Origin of the sequence: Sphingosinicella xenopeptidilytica, from assembly GCF_042676985.1 — a bacterium.
Classification (GTDB): Bacteria; Pseudomonadota; Alphaproteobacteria; order Sphingomonadales; family Sphingomonadaceae; genus Sphingosinicella; species Sphingosinicella xenopeptidilytica.
The window spans coordinates 286208-305667 of record NZ_JBHTIK010000008.1 but is presented as its reverse complement, the minus strand read 5'-3'; the positions used below and the strand labels follow the sequence as shown (position 1 = coordinate 305667).

The following is a 19460-nucleotide window of genomic DNA, read 5'->3' as shown; positions in this document are numbered from 1 at the left end:
AACGCCGCCTCCCAAAAGACAGCCTTGAATCAACCTCCGAGTCTCCAGTCAAGCTTTGTCCACGAAACCTAGTGCGCATCGTCCTTTCTCCCCTGCACTTTTCGAGGAACGCTTTGAGCCCTGCCACGGTCACGAGCGTGCGGCTGCCGACCTTGACGGTTTCGATCTCCCCGGCCTTGATGAGTTCGTAGAGCTTAGAGCGCCCGATGCCTGTCATGCGGCAGGCATCGGGGATGCGGACGGTGAGTGGGGTGCGTGGGGACGGTGTAAGCATGGGCAATCCTTCGGGTCGGGAACTGGCTGTCCGAAAGTGGCGCCATGCTGCGCTTCTCGCCTCGCCTCAAACAGGGCCTCCCCGGTGCACCGAAGGGAATCTCGGGCCTCGATGCGCGCGCGGAAGACCCCGCGCCCAACCCCGGCATGACAGAGGCGTGAGGGATGTCTAGAATGCTGGTCGCGGCGGTGCGTCGCGAGCATACCCCACGCAGACAGGTGGGTGCTCCATGCCGATCTCGCGGTAAAAACGGCGAATAGCCCGGATTTCCGCCACTTCTGACAAGCGGGTCTCGGGTCATGAGTAGCTTGCCTCCAGCCCAAGGGCGGGTGTCTCTATAAATTTCGACGTGCAGACAATGGCTTGCGAGAAAAGCGAGCAACCGCCTTTATCTTGCTTTCGCTTCCCTCCCGCTTCCTCCCCTCCCGCCCCCTTCCGATCTTCGGACAGACCGATCCTGTCCCGGACGCGCACGGACGTTCACGGCAACCCTCTGATCAGGGGGTAGCGCTTTTCGCTTTGCTAGACGGCAGTGGACGACTTTTCGGATGGAATGGATGCGAAGACGGATCGGAAGCAGGTCATGTTGCGCAGCATTCGTGCAGCATGGTGGCAGCCCAAAGCGATGCTTTGGGCATGCTTTCTGCGCACTTTCCCGCATTAACGACGTGTTCGTTTGACAGCGATTCCTCGGGGCCTCAGAGGGGCATTTCCACAACAAAAGGACGCTCAGACATGAACAATGCCGACCTCGCCGAAGCGCTTGCCGAGACGCTGGGGACCACCAAAGCCGATGCGCGCAAGGCCGTCGACGCCGTGTTCGCCGCGATCACCGATGCTGCCGCCAAGGGCGAGGAAGTGTCGCTGAACGGCTTCGGCAAGTTCAAGGTGAAGGCTTCTCCGGCGCGCGAAGGCCGCAACCCGGCAACCGGCGCGACGATCAAGATCGCGGCGTCGAACAAGCTCACGTTCAGCCCCGCCAAGGCGGTCAAGGACCGGCTCAACGGCTGAGGCCGGGACAGTACGGGCATGAATTTGGCCGCCAGCGACAGGGGGTAAAAGCGCTGGCGGCCGCACCATGACGGTGGAGAGGATGGAACGCCGGGCCATAAGGCCGGTTCCGTCATCGCCACTTCCGGGCACCCGCCCCGATAAAGGAACGCCGGCCCGAAAGGCCGGCGTTCAGTTTATGAAGGGGGAAGAATGGTGCCAGCCTATGAGGCAGGACGCTGCACGACAACCTGCCCGGATCGGCAGGTTCAGGAGGCGGAAGTGCCGGATGTTGTGGCGGCTTCGAGCTCGGCGATGCGCTCGCTGCACACGGCATGGACGATGCGGCCGAGTTCCTCGACCTGCGTGCCAAGCCACTCCAGCTCCTCGGCCGAGATGCGATAGTGCTTCGAGTAGCGGGCCTTCACATAGGCCTCCTTGAGCTTCTCGAAGAGCGCCCGTTCCTTCTTCGTATCGCGCGGCCAAACGTGGAAAAGACGACGGTCCAGACGCTCGGCCTGCGTACGCAGGAAGCCCAGATTGTGCACGTGGGGGGTGTAGAAGGTGCACACCAGAAGGGCGCAATGGTACAGACTCTCAGCGGCCTGATGGTATAGGAATGCCGCCTCTTTGGGGTAGCCGCGAGCTACCGCTTCCCCAGCCAGGTCGAACTTGCGAAGGCCTGCCGGTAACCACTCCTCGAAGTATTCCTTCGCCATGGCGAGCGCCTGTTTGGGCGTCTTGGGCTTGGGCGTATGGAACGGCATGTCATCGCTCTGGTAGAGTGCGATGCCATCCTTCGCGACGTCCATGAAGAAGTAGCGGCCATGCGCGAGGCCGTCGTTCACCTCTTGAAGCGTGTGCACGATGAAGTTGACCGGGGTCTTCAGAGTCTTGGTGATGCCGTACTCGCGCATCAGCTGATCCTCGGCCTTCTCCCAGTAGGGGATGCGGTCGGTGAGGCGCTTGTCGTTGACGACGACGAGCAGGTCGAAGTCGGACTTGTAGCCCTTGGCGGTGTGCGGCTCGTCGACCCATCCGCCGCGCGCGTAGCTGCCGTAGAGCACGACCTTGAGGATGCGGCCCTTCTTCTTCCAGGCCTGCGTGGCAAGTGCGGTGGCTTCCTCGAAACCTGCGAACAGCACCTCCAGCACGCGCTCGAGCTCGCGCTGCTTTGTGGGCGGAAGATGATCGAGGTCGGTGCGCATAGGACGCCTTCCTAGCAACTGGGGCGTGACTTTGCACTGCAAGAACAGGGGGCTACGATCACAACCCCCTGGTCAGAGGGTTGTGGCCTCATCGAGTGACACCAGAGCATCGGCCATGCGGGTCTCGACCTCGTCCAAGGCAAGTCCCAGCCGCACGCCGATCCGGTCATGCGAAAGCCCGTCCCAAGCCAGCTCCAGCACCTGCCGGGACATGAGATCGAGCGCCAGAAACGCCGTCCGGTAGCGTCCACCCACGTCCGCGATCCGGCCGATCGCGCGCACCATGTGGCGCTCGACGCGCCATTCGCTGATGCCAAGCTCGCGTGCGATCTCGGCATAGCGCTTACCCTCGACCCGGTGCGCCATGAACACGATCAGCGTCGTTTCAGGCAGGCCTTCGAGCACCCGCCGCATGACCGAAAGCCGGTCCATATCCTGCGGCACGGCGGCTCCATTGATACGCTGCTGCACCCCTCTTCTCCCTCTCCATCAGCCGCACCCGGCGGAAGAGCGGGGTGGGCGGCGGAGCGCCGAGAGGTCCGGCCTAAAGGGCCGGGCCTGCACCCGAAAGGCTGAAACGAAGTGGAAGACCCGCTACGCGGGTTGCAGGACCGGCACAGCCGGACCAAAGGCAAAGCGACCCGCACACACCGCGCGAGAGCCGGATCAAACAGGATTCAGACCGCCGTAGGCGGGATGGCACCATGCAGGTGTGCAAACCTTATGACCGCTTTGCGCCCCGTTGCTGACGTTCGGGCTAGTCCTTGCCCATCCCAAACCGGCCGTTCGTTTATTTGTCGACCACAATGGCAGCGACGTACTCAGTCATGCATGTCCACGTCCGAGAATGTGTAGTGCAGTTGTTCGACCTGTTTCACAGCCGATGCGCTTTCGTCGAATGCAAATCTCGAGGGATCGAATACGCAGAGATTTATACCTGTTCCGACCGAGCTTCGATACGCGATCCCTTCGAAGCCGCGGCGAATGAGTATGTCAGACAGAAGCTGGGTGACGGCATAGCGGTGTCGTTCCTCCGGAATGATCGGAAAGCGGAGCAGCCAGTCGATGTGATAGATGATCGTGAACAGATCGAGGCGATCGTCCGATGACGAGAAGCTTCTGATCGGGAGATCGAAGCGCGCGACCCGAAGGTTCTTTCCAGCGCGGAAACCGCCCATGGAGATCAGATGTCCTGGATGGGGTCGAATTTCCGCCAGCGCGGTTTCCACTTCCGACGCCAGATAAAGAACGGATACGCCCTCCCGGTTTGTGCGGCCCGCCGTCGCATCGGGTGGCAGGCGTGCGCCGATCGCTGTTCCCTTGTACGGCGTAGCGACCCGGACAACTTCTCCATGTGGCATGCCGAGGCGATCCCGAGCTACGCCGATCCGTCCTCGATACCAGAGCGAGTCTTCTGTCACTTCGAACTCAATATCGGCCTCGATCCTGGCAACGAGTTTCTCCATCGCATTCTCGACAGCGTGGAAGTTTTCCTGCTTCAGCCTCTCTCCGAGCCTCCTGAACGATGAGACCGTTTCGGGAATCGAGAAATTCAGCAGCTGTTCCAGATTGGGTTCTTCCCCGGCGTAGAGCCGGATACCCATGTCAGGGTCGGGGTACATCCCGTCTTCCCATGTGATCCGGTGGATGAAGGCCTTGGCATGAGGACCGGGCTTCGCCGTCTCGACGATCGGATTCGGGTCTTCGAGAAGGATGTTATGGATCGATGTTCCACCTTCGTCAGGATTATAGTCTGGCTCGCTGAAGTGGAACCGTGTCAGCGCCCTGATGAGGTTGCGCGCCTCCGCGAACCGTTCGGGATTGTAGACCCTGGAGGCACTCGAACCGCAAACCCCGCAAACGCCATCGCGGAGGTCGCTTTCGACCAAGGCTTTCAACTCAGGATCTTTGGCGCAATGCCTGCAAAGGCTCACCGTCTTGGGATGCCAATCATCATTTTTTGTCATTCAATTACCGAGTCTGCTCACGGATCGAACCATTCGAGTCCCTGTTCATCCTGACATTGATGGAGAAAACCGTCACCCTAATAGGACGAATTCTGAGGCAATGACATCGCACACGCCAGGAGTTTCGGATTCGGCCCTGCGGGCAACCGCCGCGATGCGAACCTCGACGGAAACGCCCGTGGTCTCCCGATGCAAGCGCCAGTACCGGAGCAAACTGTCGAAGTTGTTGGTCGGTGCGAACTGGCAGTTGTGGACGAGACAAACTCTCCCCTACGGCGTTCAGCTGTCCGACCATGACCATATAGAATCATGTAAACGAAGAGCCGCTTCCCGTGATTCTCGCTCGAAACCGTGCAGTCAGCTAACGGCCCAGAAGGGGCCATCACTCGCCGCGCGAATGAACGGCCGGTTTTGACGGCCAACCGGAGCACCACGAACGTCGGCTCTGTTGGCGGCAGGAGACAAGCTAATTATCCAATAACTCCGAGCCTTCGACGTGTACGCGACCCGGCCTTGCTTGCCGCGTTGGAAATTGCCGATCCGATCTCGGCGCTGGCGGTAATGCCCTGGATGAAGGGCCGATCATGTATGAGGTAAGGCAGTGCCCCGAATGCGACACGGCCACGCGTGACGTCCGGTGCCAGCAAAACATAATCCTCCCCGACATCGGGAATATCCTCCCCAACCGCGAGTAACTGGCGGCGTAGGCTGGGGAAGGGCAGATCTTTGGTCTTCAGCGGTCTCTGGCCCCGCGCATCGATAAACACGTCAAAGTGATGCGGGGTCCCATCGACGTCGATGTCTGTGCCAGTCTCCTCGACCTGCTTATCGTAATCCGATCCCAGTTCCAGCAGGCGGATGACGTCCGCTTCGCGCAGCGCGAGCAGTCTGCGGATCGATTCTGAGGGAATTGCTGCATAATTGTCGATGAACACCCTGCTGAGTCCGGCATCGAAGCGGTCCCGGTCCTCGTCGGACAGGTTGGGCACTATCTCCTGCACGGTTTCGTGGAGGCGCAGGATCGCATAGCGCCAGGGCACGGTGTGCCGTCCGCGCTTGTTCCGCTCGACCTCTCTCAGATTATATTCGGCCCAACGGAATGCGTCGTGACGCTGGCGATCCGAAAAGTAGGCGTCGGCGAAGCTGTCGGCATCGAGATCAGGTAGCGAAACGCGTGCGCTCCAGGTGGGATCGGCTGCTTCAATCTCCCGCGCCATGAGCGCGAAAATCCTATCCAGCAGGTTATCCGATCCAGCGCCGATTTCCCGCTCAATGGCTTCCGGCGTCGCGACGCGGAGTGGTTCATAGGGAATGGGGCAGTAGAAATCGGCTTCGGGCAGGATTCCTGAGCGAGACATCAGCGTGATCGTCAGCCCCTCGCTGCCCTCATCACGCTTGAACCGCAACGCCTCGTCCACCTCCTCGACAAACCGGCCGTGCTGAGCAGCCACTGCCATCGCCGCGTCGATGGCGCTGAGCGACGTGCCCATTATGCCGACCTTGCGAGGCGGGATGTCCGCATCGAGTAAGCCCGACCAGGGGCTGGGGAAAAAGGAGCGCGTCGCCTCTTCTCCATCGGGCCAGACATGGCCTGTGGCGATGACGGCAAGGTCGAAGCACTGCGGTTCGCTCTGGCACTCTGCGGAGAGCCAGACTCCATTCTCCCGCGCTTCCAAATCGGTGATGCGGCAGGATTCGTACACGGCGATGTCGAAACCTGTTGCCTTTCCCCGCTCCACCAGCGCCAGGAACTGATCCCGGAAATATTCCCCAAGCAGGATGCGCGGCAGAAACTGGCGCTCATGCAGACCATCCTTCTCCACACCATAGCGCGCCAGGCGATCTGCGTCCTGATCGAGCAACCAGTCGAGATAGGTTTGGATGAGCGGTGGTATCTCGATGCTGGCGATATTGGCCAGCATCAGCCGGATATTCTCGTCATCATTGTAAGGCATGCCGACGCCCGCTTCCTCCGCCTGTTCATAAATGGCAATGGCAAGCGGCGTGCCGGCTTCCAGCAGCGAGAAGAAAGTATAGAGTCCGGTCGGCCCCGCGCCGACGATCGCGACCCGTTTCAGCGCCCCCTCGTCGGACATGGGCTCAATCCTTCAGACTAATCTTCTTCTCGATCTTCGCGACGGCCTTCCCTTCCTTTTTGCGGCGATTGAAGATGCGGCGCATATAGCGAACATCGGTCGCCTTGAGATGCTTCTGGGCCGCGACGAACTGCTCCTGCTCCTCTTCCCGGATATGGTGCAGATACTCTTGCCTGAGGTCCGCGAAGCGTCGCAGCCAACCGGGCGAGGCCATGTCACGTGCGGCGAGATCGGCAAGCATATCGTCGATCTCCTTATGCTCGGCGATGGCGTGGCGGGCGTCGTCGGTTGTTTCAGGATCGCGCAGCACCGTGGACCAGAGCGCCTGTTCCTCCGCGGCGGCGTGGGACTTGAGTTCCTTCACCAGTTCCAGGAACAGCGTCTGACGATCGGGCGATTTGCCCTGCGTCTCCTCGATCATCGCCAGCAGGGCACGGTGCCGGTCATGATCCTCGACTAAACGCCCGAATACGTCCGGGTCTCCGCGAAACTTCGTCTTCGGCGTGCTGCCGATCCGGGCGGCAAGATCGGGCGCGATCGCTTTCGCCTTCCCGATCGCGGCGGTTTTTGCCTTCGCCGGCGTGATGCGCTTCCGGCTGCGGGTTTCGATGGTCTGTGTTGCCATATCATCCTCCCTGTCAGGCGAGATCGCGCACTTTGGGCTCGCGTGCCCAATGGCGTTTGACACCAGCCTTCATGAAATTCTCGATGGAAACCACGCCACCGTCCGGTTCGACATTGGCCTTGTCGAGCAGAATCTGCGTGCCTTTGCAGTGGGCGATGGTCTTGCAATGACCATAGGCGTCCATGAACCATTGAACCGCAGCACCATCCTTGGTCAGCTTTTCAGCGGCATCGGGCATCAGAATCGAGGCGACTGCGTCGAACAGCACCGAAGGCGATCCAGCCAACTGGCCATCGGCCTTGAGCGTGCCACCCTTCACCTTGATCCCGCCGACTTTGGGAGCAACGAGAAAGGCGGTTCCGCCAGCCTTCTCGATTCCGGCCTTCAGCGTATCGATGCTGCCCTTGTCGGAGCCTTCCGAGAACAAGATGCCGACCTTGCGGCCTTCGAGCATGTCCTTCGCCTGCTTCTGGATCGACAGCGCATCGGATGGCGGCATGTCGACGGGGGCTTTCGCTGCCTTGGCCTTTTCCGGCAGATCGATGGCGAGGCCGTCGGCGACCCGCTTCGCCAGATCCTCGTCAATGTTGCGCAGCCGGGAGACGACCCGCGCGCGGACATGGTCGAGCTGCACCTTGGACAGTTCGAACACCAGCGCCGAGGCAATATGCGCCTGCTCATTCTCCGTTTGCGAACGGTAGAACAGACGCGCCTGACTATAGTGATCGGCGAACAACTCCGCGCGGATGCGCAGCTTCTGCGCGGGATCGTTGCGCTCGTCATTCGCCGTGAAGCTGGAAAAGCCGGTTTCAGGGCAGGCACGCGGACCGCCATCCTCGCCGGCGTCGGCGAGGCTGTTCGGCTCATAATTGGCGCGGCCGGTGGGCACCAGAGTCTGCATCATCCCGTCGCGCTGGAAATTGTGGAACGGGCATTTGGGCGCGTTGATCGGAATCTGGTGGAAATTGGTGGTTCCAAGCCGCGATTTCTGCGTGTCCAGATAGGAAAAGAGGCGGCCTTGCAGCAGCGGGTCGTTGGAGAAATCGATACCGGGAATGATGTTGCTCGGCAGAAAAGCCGCCTGCTCGGTTTCGGCGAAGAAATTGTCGACATTGCGATTGAGCGTCATCCGCCCGACGATTTCGACGGGGATTTCCTCCTCAGGGATGAGCTTCGTGGCGTCGAGGACATCGTAGGGCTGCTGCGCGGCCCAGTTCTCATCGAAGACCTGCACGCCGAGATCCCATGCGGGATAGTCGCCGGCTTCGATCGCCTCGAACAGGTCGCGCCGATGGAAGTCGGGGTCCGCGCCGGCGATCTTCACCGCTTCGTCCCATGTCGTGGATTGGATGCCCAACACCGGCTTCCAGTGGAATTTGACGAAGCGCGCCTCGCCCTTGGCATTGACGAAGCGGAACGTGTTGACCCCGAACCCTTCCATCATCCTGAGCGAGCGCGGGATGGCGCGGTCTGACATCGCCCACATGATCATGTGCATGGCTTCGGGCATCAGGCCGATAAAGTCCCAGAAGGTGTCATGCGCGGAAGCGGCTTGCGGATAACCGCGATCCGCCTCCATCTTCACGCTGTGAACCAGATCCGGAAACTTCATCGCGTCCTGAATGAAGAAGACCGGGATGTTGTTACCGACCAGATCCCAGTTGCCGCTGTCGGTATAGAGCTTGACTGCGAAGCCACGCACATCACGCGGCGTATCGATCGACCCGGCGCCCCCCGCCACGGTCGAGAAGCGCACGAATACCGGGCAGCTATTGCCCTTCTTCTGGAGGATCGACGCCTTGGTGAGTTCAGGAATGGCCTTGGTGCATTCGAACACGCCATGCGCGCCAGAGCCGCGGGCATGGACGATCCGCTCGGGAATGCGCTCATGGTCGAAATGGAAGATCTTCTCGCGGAGGACGAAGTCTTCCAACAGCGTGGGGCCGCGCTCTCCGGCCCGCAGGCTGTTCTGGTTGTCCGAAATACGGTGACCAAAATTGTCGGTCAGATGGGCTGTGCCGTCCTGGTGATCTCCATCAGAAGCGATGGTCTGCTGCGTTTCGCCTCCGACGCCGACACCCTCGTCGACATCGATCTGTCCCGACCCTGGCGCATGGTGGTGGAGAGAGTTGGTGAGGCTAGGTGAACCGGCTGGCTTGCTGCTTTTGGGCATGATCGCTCCTCCCCGTGGAATGGTATCGCGATGAATGCCGTGAGCCGCCCGGTCGGCGTGCCGGTTTTACGATGCCCTCTCCAGAATTCACCGCTCTGGATCAGTTACGCTTCATCCCGGCAATAGTTCCAAAAGAGCGATGACGCCGAGCCCTTGCCGGCTGCCTCGCCTAACTGGCCAGAACGCTATGCGCAGGCGCTTTAAATCGCCATATGAAGCCTGTGGGCTCGTAGTGACAACTCACCCTTGCACCGGAAATGACGCGTGGATTGCGCTCCATGATGAGCGAGCCGAAGCCCCTGCGATCCGGCTCGTCGACCGGCGGCCACCCGTCTCCGTCCAATCTATGCGCAGCTGGGAAACCATCGCTATCCCGGACGGACCAGCCCGCCATGCCGACCGTCTCCCCGCTTGTTTCGGCATGCAAGCTAACCCCATTCTGTCACTGCGTGAGTCCGGGCTCGGCACTTCCAGAGGCACAGGCGCAGCGATCGGTTGCCTAAAGTTGCGTAAGAACATATATAGAACATATGTCCAGTTTGAGTTTGAGCGAGCGCCTGGAAATTCTGGCGGACGCTGCAAAATACGACGCTTCCTGCGCTTCGTCCGGTACGGCTAAACGCCACAGCCGCGATGGAAAGGGGCTGGGCTCAACCCAGGGCATGGGGATCTGCCATGCTTATGCACCCGATGGGCGGTGCATCTCCCTGCTCAAGATACTGCTGACCAACCACTGCATCTTCGACTGCCACTATTGCGTCAACCGCAAGAGCTCGAACGTGCGTCGGGCGCGCTTCACGCCGGCCGAAGTCGTGGACCTGACGCTGAGCTTTTACCGGCGCAACTATATCGAAGGGCTTTTCCTCTCCTCCGGCATCATCAAATCCTCCAGCCACACGATGGAGCAGATGATCGAGGTCGCCCGCTCCTTGCGGGAGGATCATCGCTTTCGCGGCTATATCCACCTCAAGACAATTCCCGAGGCTGATCCGGAACTTGTCGAGCGAGCCGGGCTGTGGGCGGACCGGGTATCAATCAACGTCGAACTGCCGACCGAGACGAGTTTGGCGAAGCTCGCACCCGACAAGAATGGCAAGCAGATCGAGGGAGCCATCGCACGGATCGGCGATGCCATCACTGAAGCCAGGGATGCGCGCAAGCGCTTTCGCCATGCGCCCTGCTTCGCCCCGGCTGGCCAGTCCACCCAGATGATCGTCGGCGCGGATGACGCCAGCGATAGCCAGATCATCGGAAGGGCTAGCCATCTTTACGACCGGTTCAGGCTGCGCCGGGTCTATTATTCCGCATTCAGTCCCATCCCCGATGCCAGTGCCGTGCTGCCGCTTAAGCGCCCGCCGTTAATACGCGAGCATCGATTGTATCAGTCGGACTGGCTGGTGCGCTTTTACGGATTTACGGCGAACGAGGTGCAGCAGGCGACCGATGCCGATGGGATGCTGCCGCTCGATATCGATACGAAGCTGGCCTGGGCGCTGGGACACCGGGAGGGCTTTCCGGTCGACATCAATCGCGCGCCACAAGAGATGCTGCTGCGGGTGCCAGGGCTGGGTACGCGCGCAGTGGCGGCGATCATTCAGGCGCGCCGCCATCATCGCTTGCGACTGGATGACCTCGCCCGGCTGACACGATCCATATCGAAGATACGCCCCTTCATCGCGGCGGCGGATTGGCGCCCGGCATTGTTGATAGACCGGCTTGACCTGCGCAGCCGGCTGGCGCCGCCCCGCCAGATGGAGCTGTTCGGATGAGCATAGCGCCCGGCCCGGCCGGCGACCTCCATCATCTGGCAATAGGCCGTCCCGACGACTTCGAGGGATGGCGCAATCAGGCAAGGGTAATGGCGGCCGCGTGTATTCCGCCTGAGCGCATCGTCTGGTCGGCGGATCGGCAAGGCGAGCGCGACCTGTTCGGTGCGGCAGACCGGGATACCGCTCCAATACCTGCTGCACGGCGCTCCGTGCGGGCGAACAAGGCCTTTTTGCGGCTGGCGGGCAGCGTTGTCCTGCATAACGACCCGGCGCGGTTCGCCCTGCTCTACAGGCTCCTCTGGCGGCTTCAGGACGATCCCCATCTGATGGAGAAGGCGGCGGATCGAGATGCCCATCGTCTCACCATCATGATGGGGCATGTTCGTCGCGACATTCACAAGATGCGCGCCTTCGTCCGGTTTCGCGCGATTGAGGAGCCAGATGGGGTGGACCGCTATGTCGCCTGGTTCGAGCCGGATCATCATGTCCTGCGGGCCAATGCGGATTTTTTCCTCAACCGCTTTGCCAGCCAGCGCTGGTCGATCCTGACCCCGGACCTCTGCCTGCATTGGGACGGTGAGGTGTTGACCGAAACGACGCGCCAGCCGAGGATGCCGCCGAGGAGCTGTGGCAACGCTACTACGCTTCGATCTTCAATCCAGCGCGGCTGAAAGTCGCCATGATGGTGAAGGAAATGCCGCGCCGCTATTGGAAGAATCTTCCCGAGGCGCGACTGATCCCCGAACTGATCGCCGGGGCCCAGGCACGCGAAGCCGTCATGGTGGCGCAGGGTGGCGGGGTGTTTCCGGAAAAGCCACCGTCCACGTTCGAGGAGATCGCGGAGGGTATATCCACCTGCCGGCGCTGCCCCATCGGCTGCAACGGAACGCGCGCCGTGCCCGGCGAAGGGCCAGAGCAGGCGCAACTGCTGATCGTTGGCGAACAGCTAGGGGATCAGGAGGAGCAGGAGGGGCGACCGTTTGTCGGACCGGCAGGACAATTGCTCGACGAACATTTGAACCAGGCAGGGTTCGACCGGTCGCTGATCCGCGTGACCAATGCGGTGAAGCATTTCAAGTTCGAACAGCGCGGCAAGCGGCGTATCCACCAGAACCCCACCGCCGGCGAGATCGACCATTGCCGCTGGTGGCTCGACGCTGAGCGGCGGCTCGTCAAGCCAGTCATCATACTGGCTCTGGGCGCAAGCGCAGGGCGAGCGATACTCGGCCGGACCCCGAGTATCGGCCGGGAGTGTGGTCGCGCGATCGCCTTGCCAGAAAACTCACGCCTATGGCTGACCGTCCATCCGAGCTATTTACTGCGCGTTGATATTGCTGTCCGGCATCGGGAAGAGAAACGCTTTCAGACAGATCTGTGCGCGTTAAAAATTTCACTCGATGCGCTGACGCACTCTCCCAAAGCGCATTGCGATAGGCTTCGGCCCTCCGCTTCTGTCGGTAGACAGTCCTGATGGATCACATTTTCACGGAGGCATTATCGCCAAGTTCCGGCGCACCGCCCGTTACCATGGCCTTGAGCATTTTCACGCCTGAAACCAGAGCGTTCGGGCTATCCCATATCTCTCCGCGATCCGGCGTTACGGTAAGCAATCTGATGGTGGGATCATTCGCATCTTCCCACCAGATCTTGTCCATGGTGCCCCACAGTTCCGTGATTTTCGCCCGGTCATTCGAAATTACGCCCTCGCCTGAGACAACGACGTAGCGATGGGTGCCGTTGTCCGCCCATGAGAGCGACACTCTGGGATAGGATGCAATCTCGGCGTTCTTCTCACCTTCGACATCGGTAAGAAAATATACAACGCTTTCGCCTCGTCGCGGCCTTGCCGACATGGGCCGGCTACGTTGCTCATTCCCATTCCAGGTCGTCAGCATGCAAATGTCGATCTTATGGGCCAGTTCCCATATGCGGTCCGTGATTTCTTCAGGGGTGGCGGGATTGTCGTGTTGGCTTTCCTTCATATCCAGGCTCCTTCTCCCATTGGGGAACGCGGCAGCCAGCGTCTTCGTTCCAAGTATCAAGCACAGCAATCACGTGTGGTAGTGCCACAATCCTTTTTGCGACGATTCAAATTAACGTGCTTTTTTGTGCTAATCTAAAGTTACCGGCTCGATAGTTGCCTACCGGCAGTTGCATGAACCAATGGCAGGTTCCAGAAGCTGACTCCCGCACCGGAAACGTCGGCTAAGTTGGCGGCAACCGTCACGACATTGTTGGCGACAAGCACAGTCGCGGCAACGCGCCCAATTGTCGGCGTTCCGCCTGCGCGCGAGCTATCGCGGATAGCCAGCATTTGTTCATGTGGCGGACCTAGCGCTTTATGTTTTCAAGGCCGGACACCACACCTCGTTTCTCCGATGGCTTGGACGCGTTGGTCTTTGGCTTTTCGGCTTTGGGCTTACGAATTTCACGGTTGGATTTCTTCTGGGACTTGGCCATGGGCTTTTCCTTTCAGGAGTGATGAACTGAGATGCCTGGGTCTGCGTATCAGGCGAAGACAGCGTCCGGCGTGTTTGAATATGATGGCGTTCTCGGCGGATGAACCCGCGATGGATAGTGGCTCGCGGCCGGGGACCGTAGATGATGTTCAAGCAGGGACAGGATTCGCGAGCCGTTCTCGCCATCGAATTTGCGCGCAAACAGGTCGGGGCTGCGTTGTAGCTGACCGAAATCCGCTTCATCGTAGTTGCGGGGGCGCAGCTTGATATCTCCATCGGGAACCCAATCGATCATCCGCAAGTCGTCATTCATGACGATGCCTTGATCATCGCTGTTCATGATTACGGTTTGGAAGAATGCCTCATCCGCAATGAAGCTGTTGCGATAGAAGGTCTTGAATCGTTCGACCCGAGGATCATGACAGACAAATTCGCAAAAGCTGCGGGTGACGGCTTTCCACTGCGTACCGATGAAGGGCGTGTCACCGAACAGATAGGAGCGTGGCACACCCGTTGCGGTCATCGCACCATGTTCCTCGATAAAGAGATGGCTGATCCGGTTCAGTGTGTCGGGTCGTTCCTTGCGCTGATCGAGGGCGCGTATGAATTGTTTGCCCGGGTTCGCAGCGAAGAACTCGCGAATATAGTTCTGGCTTTTCAGCGGAAAGTCTTGGCCGGACAGATTTATGTAGTGAGACCAGTGCTTATCCATTTCGAGCAGGCGAGCCATGCCGCGCAGTTCTGCATCGACGAGGCTATATCCACCCCAGAGCGCGTCCTGAGACTCTAGGAGTTCGACTCCCTGATAGGGTTCAAGGAAAGCTGAAATTTCTTTTGCGAGAGCCATACCCGAGCTCTTGTCTACATGAACAACATATTGATTTCCCGGCAGGTAAATCGCCTTGAAGAGACGTTTGAACTGCGTCGGATAACGGTGGACGAGGAGGAAATAGGCAATCATCAGGCAGGCCTCTCCAGATCGCCCCACCCGGCTGTCGAAACCCCGGAGCACGGCGATTGCGTTTCCTGCCTCAGGAAAGCCAATCAAATGAATTTCTGATCGTAAAGAGACAACGCCTGACAGGATTCGCTCAGTTGAGCGAACAGCGCATCGGACATATAGCTATCGAAAGCCACCTTTACAACCAGCAGCAGTTTCACGCTGTTTGTTGAAAGCCGATGGCTTGGGGCAACTCAAAGCTGCTCGATCCCTACGGAAGTGGGCGCCATCAATGGAACACTAAAAATCCACTTGGTGCCGAGCGACCGCGCAAACTGCGAAATCTCTGGCAATCCGCATCTTCTTCGATGAGGGTCGTCGCCAACGTGACAGCATCTTGTATGATCTTTTCAAAAGCCAAACTCTGGATATTCGCCATTTCGCATTTCTGAAGAAACAGGGCGCAATAAGATTGAATGTGCTAAGAGTATCTCAGCGGGATTGGCTTCAGGCGTTCCAGAGGAAAGGCACAATGACGATCCGTACCACTGTAGCATCTGTTATTTTCAGGTCGCCTTTCCTTTTGAAACCAATGAAGGAAATGCAGCCTGAAGGCACCTACGACATCGAAACCGACGAAGAGATTATCGAGGGCAATACGCACACGGTGTATCGACGGATCGCAACCGTTATCCTGCTCCGCAGCACTGGAGTGATCAGGCGGGTGACGATTGACCCCGACGATCTCCGGGCGGCATTGGATAACGACGGTAGGGGATATGCTGGCCAATCATGATGTCGGCATGAGCCCTTATCCTTCTTCGCCGTCATCCGCACGATATACCCGCAACTCGGGCGCATGGCGCGCCGGAATATCCGGTCGCCGCTCGAAGGCCCCACCTTCTCCGGACACACGTTCGTTCTGGATGATGCAGTATGCTTCGGCCTGCGAAATGCCAAGACTTCGAAGCGCATAGTCCGCCAGGCCAAACGACAGCTCGCGTGAGCCCATGATAGCAAGACCCACACCCTGACTTTCCAGATACGTGACCTCGGAGTCGCTGTGCGTGCGGACCGCTGTATCGATCTCCGGATTGAGCAGGCGGGCGAGTTCGATGATCCTCCGTGTCTGAAAACCTTCGGGCGTGGCGATGATGAGCAGGCGAGCACCGGCAACGCCGGCGGCGTCGAGGATGCCAGGTGTCGATCCATCGCCGTAGATTGCCGGAACGCCGCGCTCGCGCAGCGCCTCCACGCGGCGGCGATCCTTGTCCACGACGATGACCGGGAGGTTTTGTTCCTTGAGCAGTTTGACGATGATTCTTCCAATTCGGCCGTAGCCGATGACGATGGCATGCCCTCCCGGCGCCGCTATGCTCGCTGCTTCGGCCAGATGCAGAAGATTGTCATGGCTGCTGCGTTCCATTCGCACGAGCAGGCCGGGATGGCGACCGAGCCAACTTTCCAACTTGTCGAAACTCCAGAATACAAGTGGATTGAGCGCGATGGAAAGCACGGCAGCTGCGATGATGAAGTCCTGTCCTGATGAAGGGACCATGCCAAGCGTGACGCCGAGGCCGATGAGAATGAAGGAAAACTCCCCGATCTGGGCGAGGCTCGCCGATACGGTCAGCGCTGTCCGGATCGGGTAGCCGAAGGCAAGCACGATTCCGAAGGCTGCGATTGACTTGCCGATCAGGATAATCGCCAGCACCGCCAGTACGGACAGCGGTTCCTGAACCAGGATCGCCGGATTGAACAGCATGCCGACCGACACGAAAAACAGGACAGCGAAGGCGTCCTGGAGCGGCAGGGAGTCCGCCGCAGCTTGATGGCTGAAGTCGCTCTCGCTCAGAACCGCGCCTGCGAAGAATGCGCCAAGCGCAAACGATACGCCGAAGAGCGCGGCCGAGCCATATGCGATACCGAGTGCGGTTGCGAGCACGGAGAGCGTGAACAGTTCGCGCGAACCTGTTCGCGCGATGCGTTCGAGCACCCAGGGTATCAGACGTTTTCCTACCACCAGCATGAGCGCCAGAAACAGCGTCACCTTGCCGAGCGTCAACAGAAGTGTGAAGCCGATGCCGCCGCCGCCGATCCATCCCGCCATACCGGCAGATTGGCCTCCCAGCACGCCTGCAAGGGCTGGGAGCAACACCAGAGCCAACACCATTGCCAGATCCTCAACGATCAGCCAGCCAACAGCGATGCGGCCGTTGATGGATTCCAGCGCGCCGCGCTCCTCCATCGCGCGCAGCAGCACGACGGTGGATGCAACCGACAAGGCCAGCCCAAAGACGATACCGGCACCGACCGGCCAGCCCCACAGCCACGTCAGTCCAGCACCGAGCCCTGCCGCCACGACAATCTGTGCTACGGCACCCGGAATGGCGATCCTGCGAACCGCCATCAAGTCCTTGATGGAAAAGTGCAAGCCGACGCCGAACATCAGCAGGATGACGCCGATCTCGGCGAGCTGGCCGGCCAATGCCGCATCGCCAACAAAGCCAGGTGTGAACGGTCCCACCGCCACGCCGGCAGCCAGATAGCCCACCAGCGGCGGCAGTTTCAGTCTGCTGGCAACGAAGCCGCCTGCGAACGCAAGTACAAGACCCATGACGAGCGTGGTAATCAGTGTCGTGTCATGCGGCATGCAGAAGCCTTGTTCCGGAAGGACGGACACCGCAGCATGCAATGTGCAGCCAACATAGGAAGGCTCAGTCTGATTTTCCAGAAAATCAGAAAATAATCGGATGTGTCAAGAATATAACAGCAATGACATTTTGATTGCGATATGAATAGCTAACAATCTTTCAATAACCGTTACAGACTATCAATTACATGATAAATATGGATTTTCGATTTAATTTCAAAATTTTGGAACTTTGTTTCGCTTTTTACAAAGAAAAGCATTAAACCTCAAATATCGCCGTAGCCCAACCAGCACCGCAGCGACTGAGAGACAATATGCGCTCCCGCTTCGAGGAGGCACCATGCCCTATCAGCCGGATATCCAATACTTCACGCGTCGCGCGGCTCAGTCGAGGCAGGCGGAAGAGAGCGCCGCGAATGACAGTGTAAAGATCATCCACGGCAAGCTCGCAACGGCCTTCGAGGCACTCGCCCGTAAGGCTGTGCTCGCACACACGGCACCAGAAGCGCCTGCGATCTGCGAGCCCGCAGCCCCGCGCACGATCTTGCGTCCGTTGTACCGCATGCCGGCTGCGAGGCCCCTGATCCCGGTGTCCGCTCCAATCAGGCTCAGTGTTGCGGCAACCGCATGAGTCAACGCGATCTTTGCCGGAGCCGTGCCGCCGATGCGGAACGCCAGGCCGCCGATGCCGCGCCCGCGATTCGGAGCCGGTGTCTGATGTCAGCCCGGTGGTGGACCCGCCTTGCGGACGCCATCGATACGGGAGATCCGGAACTGGTTTCCGAACTTACCCGTGATATCGTACCGTTCTGCTCTGGTGCAGCGAGTTCGGACGCAGCGGGGGATTTCCTGTCGTGACGCTGCACACTCTGCTTGGCTTCCACACGCCCGACCACGACCGCAGCCGATGGGAAGGCGGATGTTTCGTCAGCGAATGTGAAAAATGCGGCCGGCCGATGATCAAGAATCCCGGTGCGGACTGGGTTCTACGCAAAAGACCCTGAAGCGTTCAGACATGGCACGGACCATGATCGGCGCAGGGCCTTTACATCCTGCATGGGTCGAGACCGGCAACGCACATTAGCGGGCAAGATGCGCCAGACGACAGCTCGTCGCTCCGTTTCGAAGGGATTTAAAATGCAACCATCATCCAGCCTTTGTCGCACGCAGGAACGTTTTCATCTCGATCAAGCGGCGAAGGCCGTGCTTCCCAATCTTCGGCAACTGGCGACCGGCGCCGCAGCAGCATGGGCGCGCGAAGCCGAGGCAGCGGAACACCGCGACAAACGACGTGCCGCGGTTGCTGGGCCTGCGGAAGGGCGCATCGCATTGTCCGTTCCAGATTCGGATACCATGCCGGAAAACGAGAACCCAGACCGCGGTTTCGCGCACCCCTGAAACCGGCCGGAACCGCAGTGGTCACGCTCGATATTCATCACCGGACTTGCTACCGCTATCGGGAGCCGATCAGTCTTGGGCCGCATCGCATGATGCTGCGCCCACGCGAAAGCTGCGAGCTTCGACTGATTGAGTTCGAAGTGAAGACGGACCCGGTGGCGGAGATACACTGGGCGCAGGACGTACATGGAAATACGATCGCAACCGCCATCTTCAACACCCCGACGGACAGTCTTGTCATCGAAAGCACGTCCCGGCTTCGGCTTGATGCCGCCCAGTGGCCGGTGTTCGATATCACGGCATCGGCGGCCGCATTTCCATTCGACTACAGCGCTGACGAACGGCTTGATCTCGGCGCGATGTTGGTCCGGGAATATCCGGACCCGGAAGGGCGGCTCACCGCTTGGGCAAGAGCGTTCGTCCGTGGCACCCCTACCGATACGCTCTCACTTCTCAGCGACCTGAATGCCGGTATCCAGGCGCAGATACGGTATCAGGCGCGTGAAGCCGAAGGCACGCAATCGCCTATCACGACGCTCGATCATCGCTCCGGCTCGTGCCGTGATTTCGCCGTCCTGCTCGTCGAGGCCGTGCGCAGTCTCGGTTTCGGCGCGCGCATTGTGTCAGGATACCTGCACAATGCCGACGGCACGATGCTGGGTTCTGCCGACGATGGGTCCACGCACGCGTGGGCCGAAGTCTACGTGCCAGGCGCAGGCTGGATCGCCTACGACCCCACCAACCTCGGCGTCGGCGGGTTCAGTCTAATCCCCGTTGCCGTGGCGCGTAGCATCGGGCAGACCTTGCCCGTGTCCGGCAGCTTTGCCGGCACCGCTGAAGCCCTTGAGACAATGTCGGCCTCCGTCCGCATAGAACCCGCTGTGAAACTGGACTGATCTAGGCCCTGC

The 19460-nt window shown here is 59.8% G+C and carries 20 protein-coding genes; 8 read left to right on the top strand and 12 right to left on the bottom strand.

From position 1 onward, the window contains the following. On the bottom strand, positions 1 to 217 hold a 217-nt coding region (locus ACFQ00_RS13950), incomplete at its 3' end, for a helix-turn-helix domain-containing protein (RefSeq protein WP_381491982.1). A 663-nt stretch (positions 218 to 880) separates the two neighbouring features. Between ACFQ00_RS13950 and ACFQ00_RS13945 the strand changes: the two genes are divergently transcribed. After that, positions 881 to 1285 carry an HU family DNA-binding protein gene (locus ACFQ00_RS13945; protein ID WP_381491979.1) on the top strand — a complete coding sequence of 135 codons (405 nt, stop codon included), beginning with the start codon at positions 881 to 883 and terminating at the stop codon, positions 1283 to 1285. Between the two features lie 248 nt (positions 1286 to 1533). On the opposite strand, the gene ACFQ00_RS13940 is transcribed toward ACFQ00_RS13945, so the two are convergent. From ACFQ00_RS13940 to ACFQ00_RS13915, 6 genes are all read right to left on the bottom strand, one after another. Next, positions 1534 to 2472, bottom strand: coding sequence for a HEPN domain-containing protein (locus ACFQ00_RS13940; protein WP_381491977.1), 939 nt, complete (start codon positions 2470 to 2472; stop codon positions 1534 to 1536). Positions 2473 to 2544: 72 nt separating this feature from the next. Beyond that, entirely contained in the window at positions 2545 to 2943 is a 399-nt protein-coding gene (locus ACFQ00_RS13935; RefSeq protein WP_381491975.1) for a sigma factor-like helix-turn-helix DNA-binding protein, read from the bottom strand. Positions 2944 to 3293: 350 nt separating this feature from the next. Then, a complete protein-coding gene (locus ACFQ00_RS13930; protein WP_381491973.1) occupies positions 3294 to 4439 on the bottom strand; it encodes an RES family NAD+ phosphorylase in 1146 nt (381 codons plus the stop codon). A 470-nt stretch (positions 4440 to 4909) separates the two neighbouring features. After that, the gene (locus ACFQ00_RS13925) at positions 4910 to 6535 is read right to left on the bottom strand and encodes an FAD-NAD(P)-binding protein (RefSeq protein WP_381491970.1); all 1626 of its coding nucleotides are present in this window, start codon (positions 6533 to 6535) and stop codon (positions 4910 to 4912) included. A 4-nt stretch (positions 6536 to 6539) separates the two neighbouring features. Continuing rightward, entirely contained in the window at positions 6540 to 7160 is a 621-nt protein-coding gene (locus ACFQ00_RS13920) for a hemerythrin domain-containing protein (protein WP_381491967.1), read from the bottom strand. A gap of 13 nt (positions 7161 to 7173) precedes the next feature. After that, complete coding sequence (locus ACFQ00_RS13915) at positions 7174 to 9333, bottom strand: catalase (RefSeq protein WP_381491964.1); 2160 nt, start codon at positions 9331 to 9333, stop codon at positions 7174 to 7176. 530 nt (positions 9334 to 9863) lie between these two features. Between ACFQ00_RS13915 and ACFQ00_RS13910 the strand changes: the two genes are divergently transcribed. Genes ACFQ00_RS13910 through ACFQ00_RS13900 form a run of 3 tightly spaced genes read left to right on the top strand, consistent with a single transcriptional unit; the run spans position 9864 to position 12573 of the window. Further along, entirely contained in the window at positions 9864 to 11102 is a 1239-nt protein-coding gene (locus ACFQ00_RS13910) for a putative DNA modification/repair radical SAM protein (protein ID WP_381491961.1), read from the top strand. Further along, on the top strand, positions 11099 to 11773 hold the full coding sequence (locus ACFQ00_RS13905; RefSeq protein WP_381491958.1) for a TIGR03915 family putative DNA repair protein: 675 nt from the start codon (positions 11099 to 11101) through the stop codon (positions 11771 to 11773). The genes ACFQ00_RS13910 and ACFQ00_RS13905 overlap by 4 nt, the downstream gene beginning before the upstream one ends. Beyond that, a complete protein-coding gene (locus ACFQ00_RS13900; protein ID WP_381492009.1) occupies positions 11728 to 12573 on the top strand; it encodes a UdgX family uracil-DNA binding protein in 846 nt (281 codons plus the stop codon). The genes ACFQ00_RS13905 and ACFQ00_RS13900 overlap by 46 nt, the downstream gene beginning before the upstream one ends. A gap of 4 nt (positions 12574 to 12577) precedes the next feature. Here the strand turns inward: ACFQ00_RS13900 and ACFQ00_RS13895 are convergent, their stop codons facing one another. The 4 genes from ACFQ00_RS13895 to ACFQ00_RS13880 all read right to left on the bottom strand — a co-directional run bounded on the left by ACFQ00_RS13895 (position 12578) and on the right by ACFQ00_RS13880 (position 14940). Further along, complete coding sequence (locus tag ACFQ00_RS13895) at positions 12578 to 13084, bottom strand: pyridoxamine 5'-phosphate oxidase family protein (RefSeq protein ID WP_381491955.1); 507 nt, start codon at positions 13082 to 13084, stop codon at positions 12578 to 12580. Positions 13085 to 13433: 349 nt separating this feature from the next. Continuing rightward, entirely contained in the window at positions 13434 to 13562 is a 129-nt protein-coding gene (locus tag ACFQ00_RS13890) for a hypothetical protein (protein ID WP_381491952.1), read from the bottom strand. A gap of 48 nt (positions 13563 to 13610) precedes the next feature. Further along, positions 13611 to 14522 carry a beta-1,6-N-acetylglucosaminyltransferase gene (locus ACFQ00_RS13885; RefSeq protein WP_381491950.1) on the bottom strand — a complete coding sequence of 304 codons (912 nt, stop codon included), beginning with the start codon at positions 14520 to 14522 and terminating at the stop codon, positions 13611 to 13613. 268 nt (positions 14523 to 14790) lie between these two features. Next, complete coding sequence (locus tag ACFQ00_RS13880) at positions 14791 to 14940, bottom strand: hypothetical protein (RefSeq protein ID WP_381491947.1); 150 nt, start codon at positions 14938 to 14940, stop codon at positions 14791 to 14793. Positions 14941 to 15033: 93 nt separating this feature from the next. Here ACFQ00_RS13880 and ACFQ00_RS13875 point away from each other — a divergent pair, with 93 nt between their 5' ends. Continuing rightward, the gene (locus tag ACFQ00_RS13875; protein WP_381491944.1) at positions 15034 to 15297 is read left to right on the top strand and encodes a hypothetical protein; all 264 of its coding nucleotides are present in this window, start codon (positions 15034 to 15036) and stop codon (positions 15295 to 15297) included. A gap of 15 nt (positions 15298 to 15312) precedes the next feature. On the opposite strand, the gene ybaL is transcribed toward ACFQ00_RS13875, so the two are convergent. Further along, positions 15313 to 17154, bottom strand: coding sequence for a YbaL family putative K(+) efflux transporter (gene ybaL, locus ACFQ00_RS13870; RefSeq protein ID WP_381491942.1), 1842 nt, complete (start codon positions 17152 to 17154; stop codon positions 15313 to 15315). 627 nt (positions 17155 to 17781) lie between these two features. Here ybaL and ACFQ00_RS13865 point away from each other — a divergent pair. The 3 genes from ACFQ00_RS13865 to ACFQ00_RS13855 all read left to right on the top strand — a co-directional run bounded on the left by ACFQ00_RS13865 (position 17782) and on the right by ACFQ00_RS13855 (position 19448). Then, a complete protein-coding gene (locus tag ACFQ00_RS13865) occupies positions 17782 to 18012 on the top strand; it encodes a hypothetical protein (RefSeq protein ID WP_381491939.1) in 231 nt (76 codons plus the stop codon). A gap of 234 nt (positions 18013 to 18246) precedes the next feature. After that, positions 18247 to 18552 (top strand): hypothetical protein, encoded by a 306-nt coding sequence (locus ACFQ00_RS13860; protein WP_381491937.1) that lies wholly within the window; start codon positions 18247 to 18249, stop codon positions 18550 to 18552. A 17-nt stretch (positions 18553 to 18569) separates the two neighbouring features. Further along, complete coding sequence (locus ACFQ00_RS13855) at positions 18570 to 19448, top strand: transglutaminase family protein (protein WP_381491934.1); 879 nt, start codon at positions 18570 to 18572, stop codon at positions 19446 to 19448. The last annotated feature ends 12 nt before the right edge of the window (positions 19449 to 19460 follow it).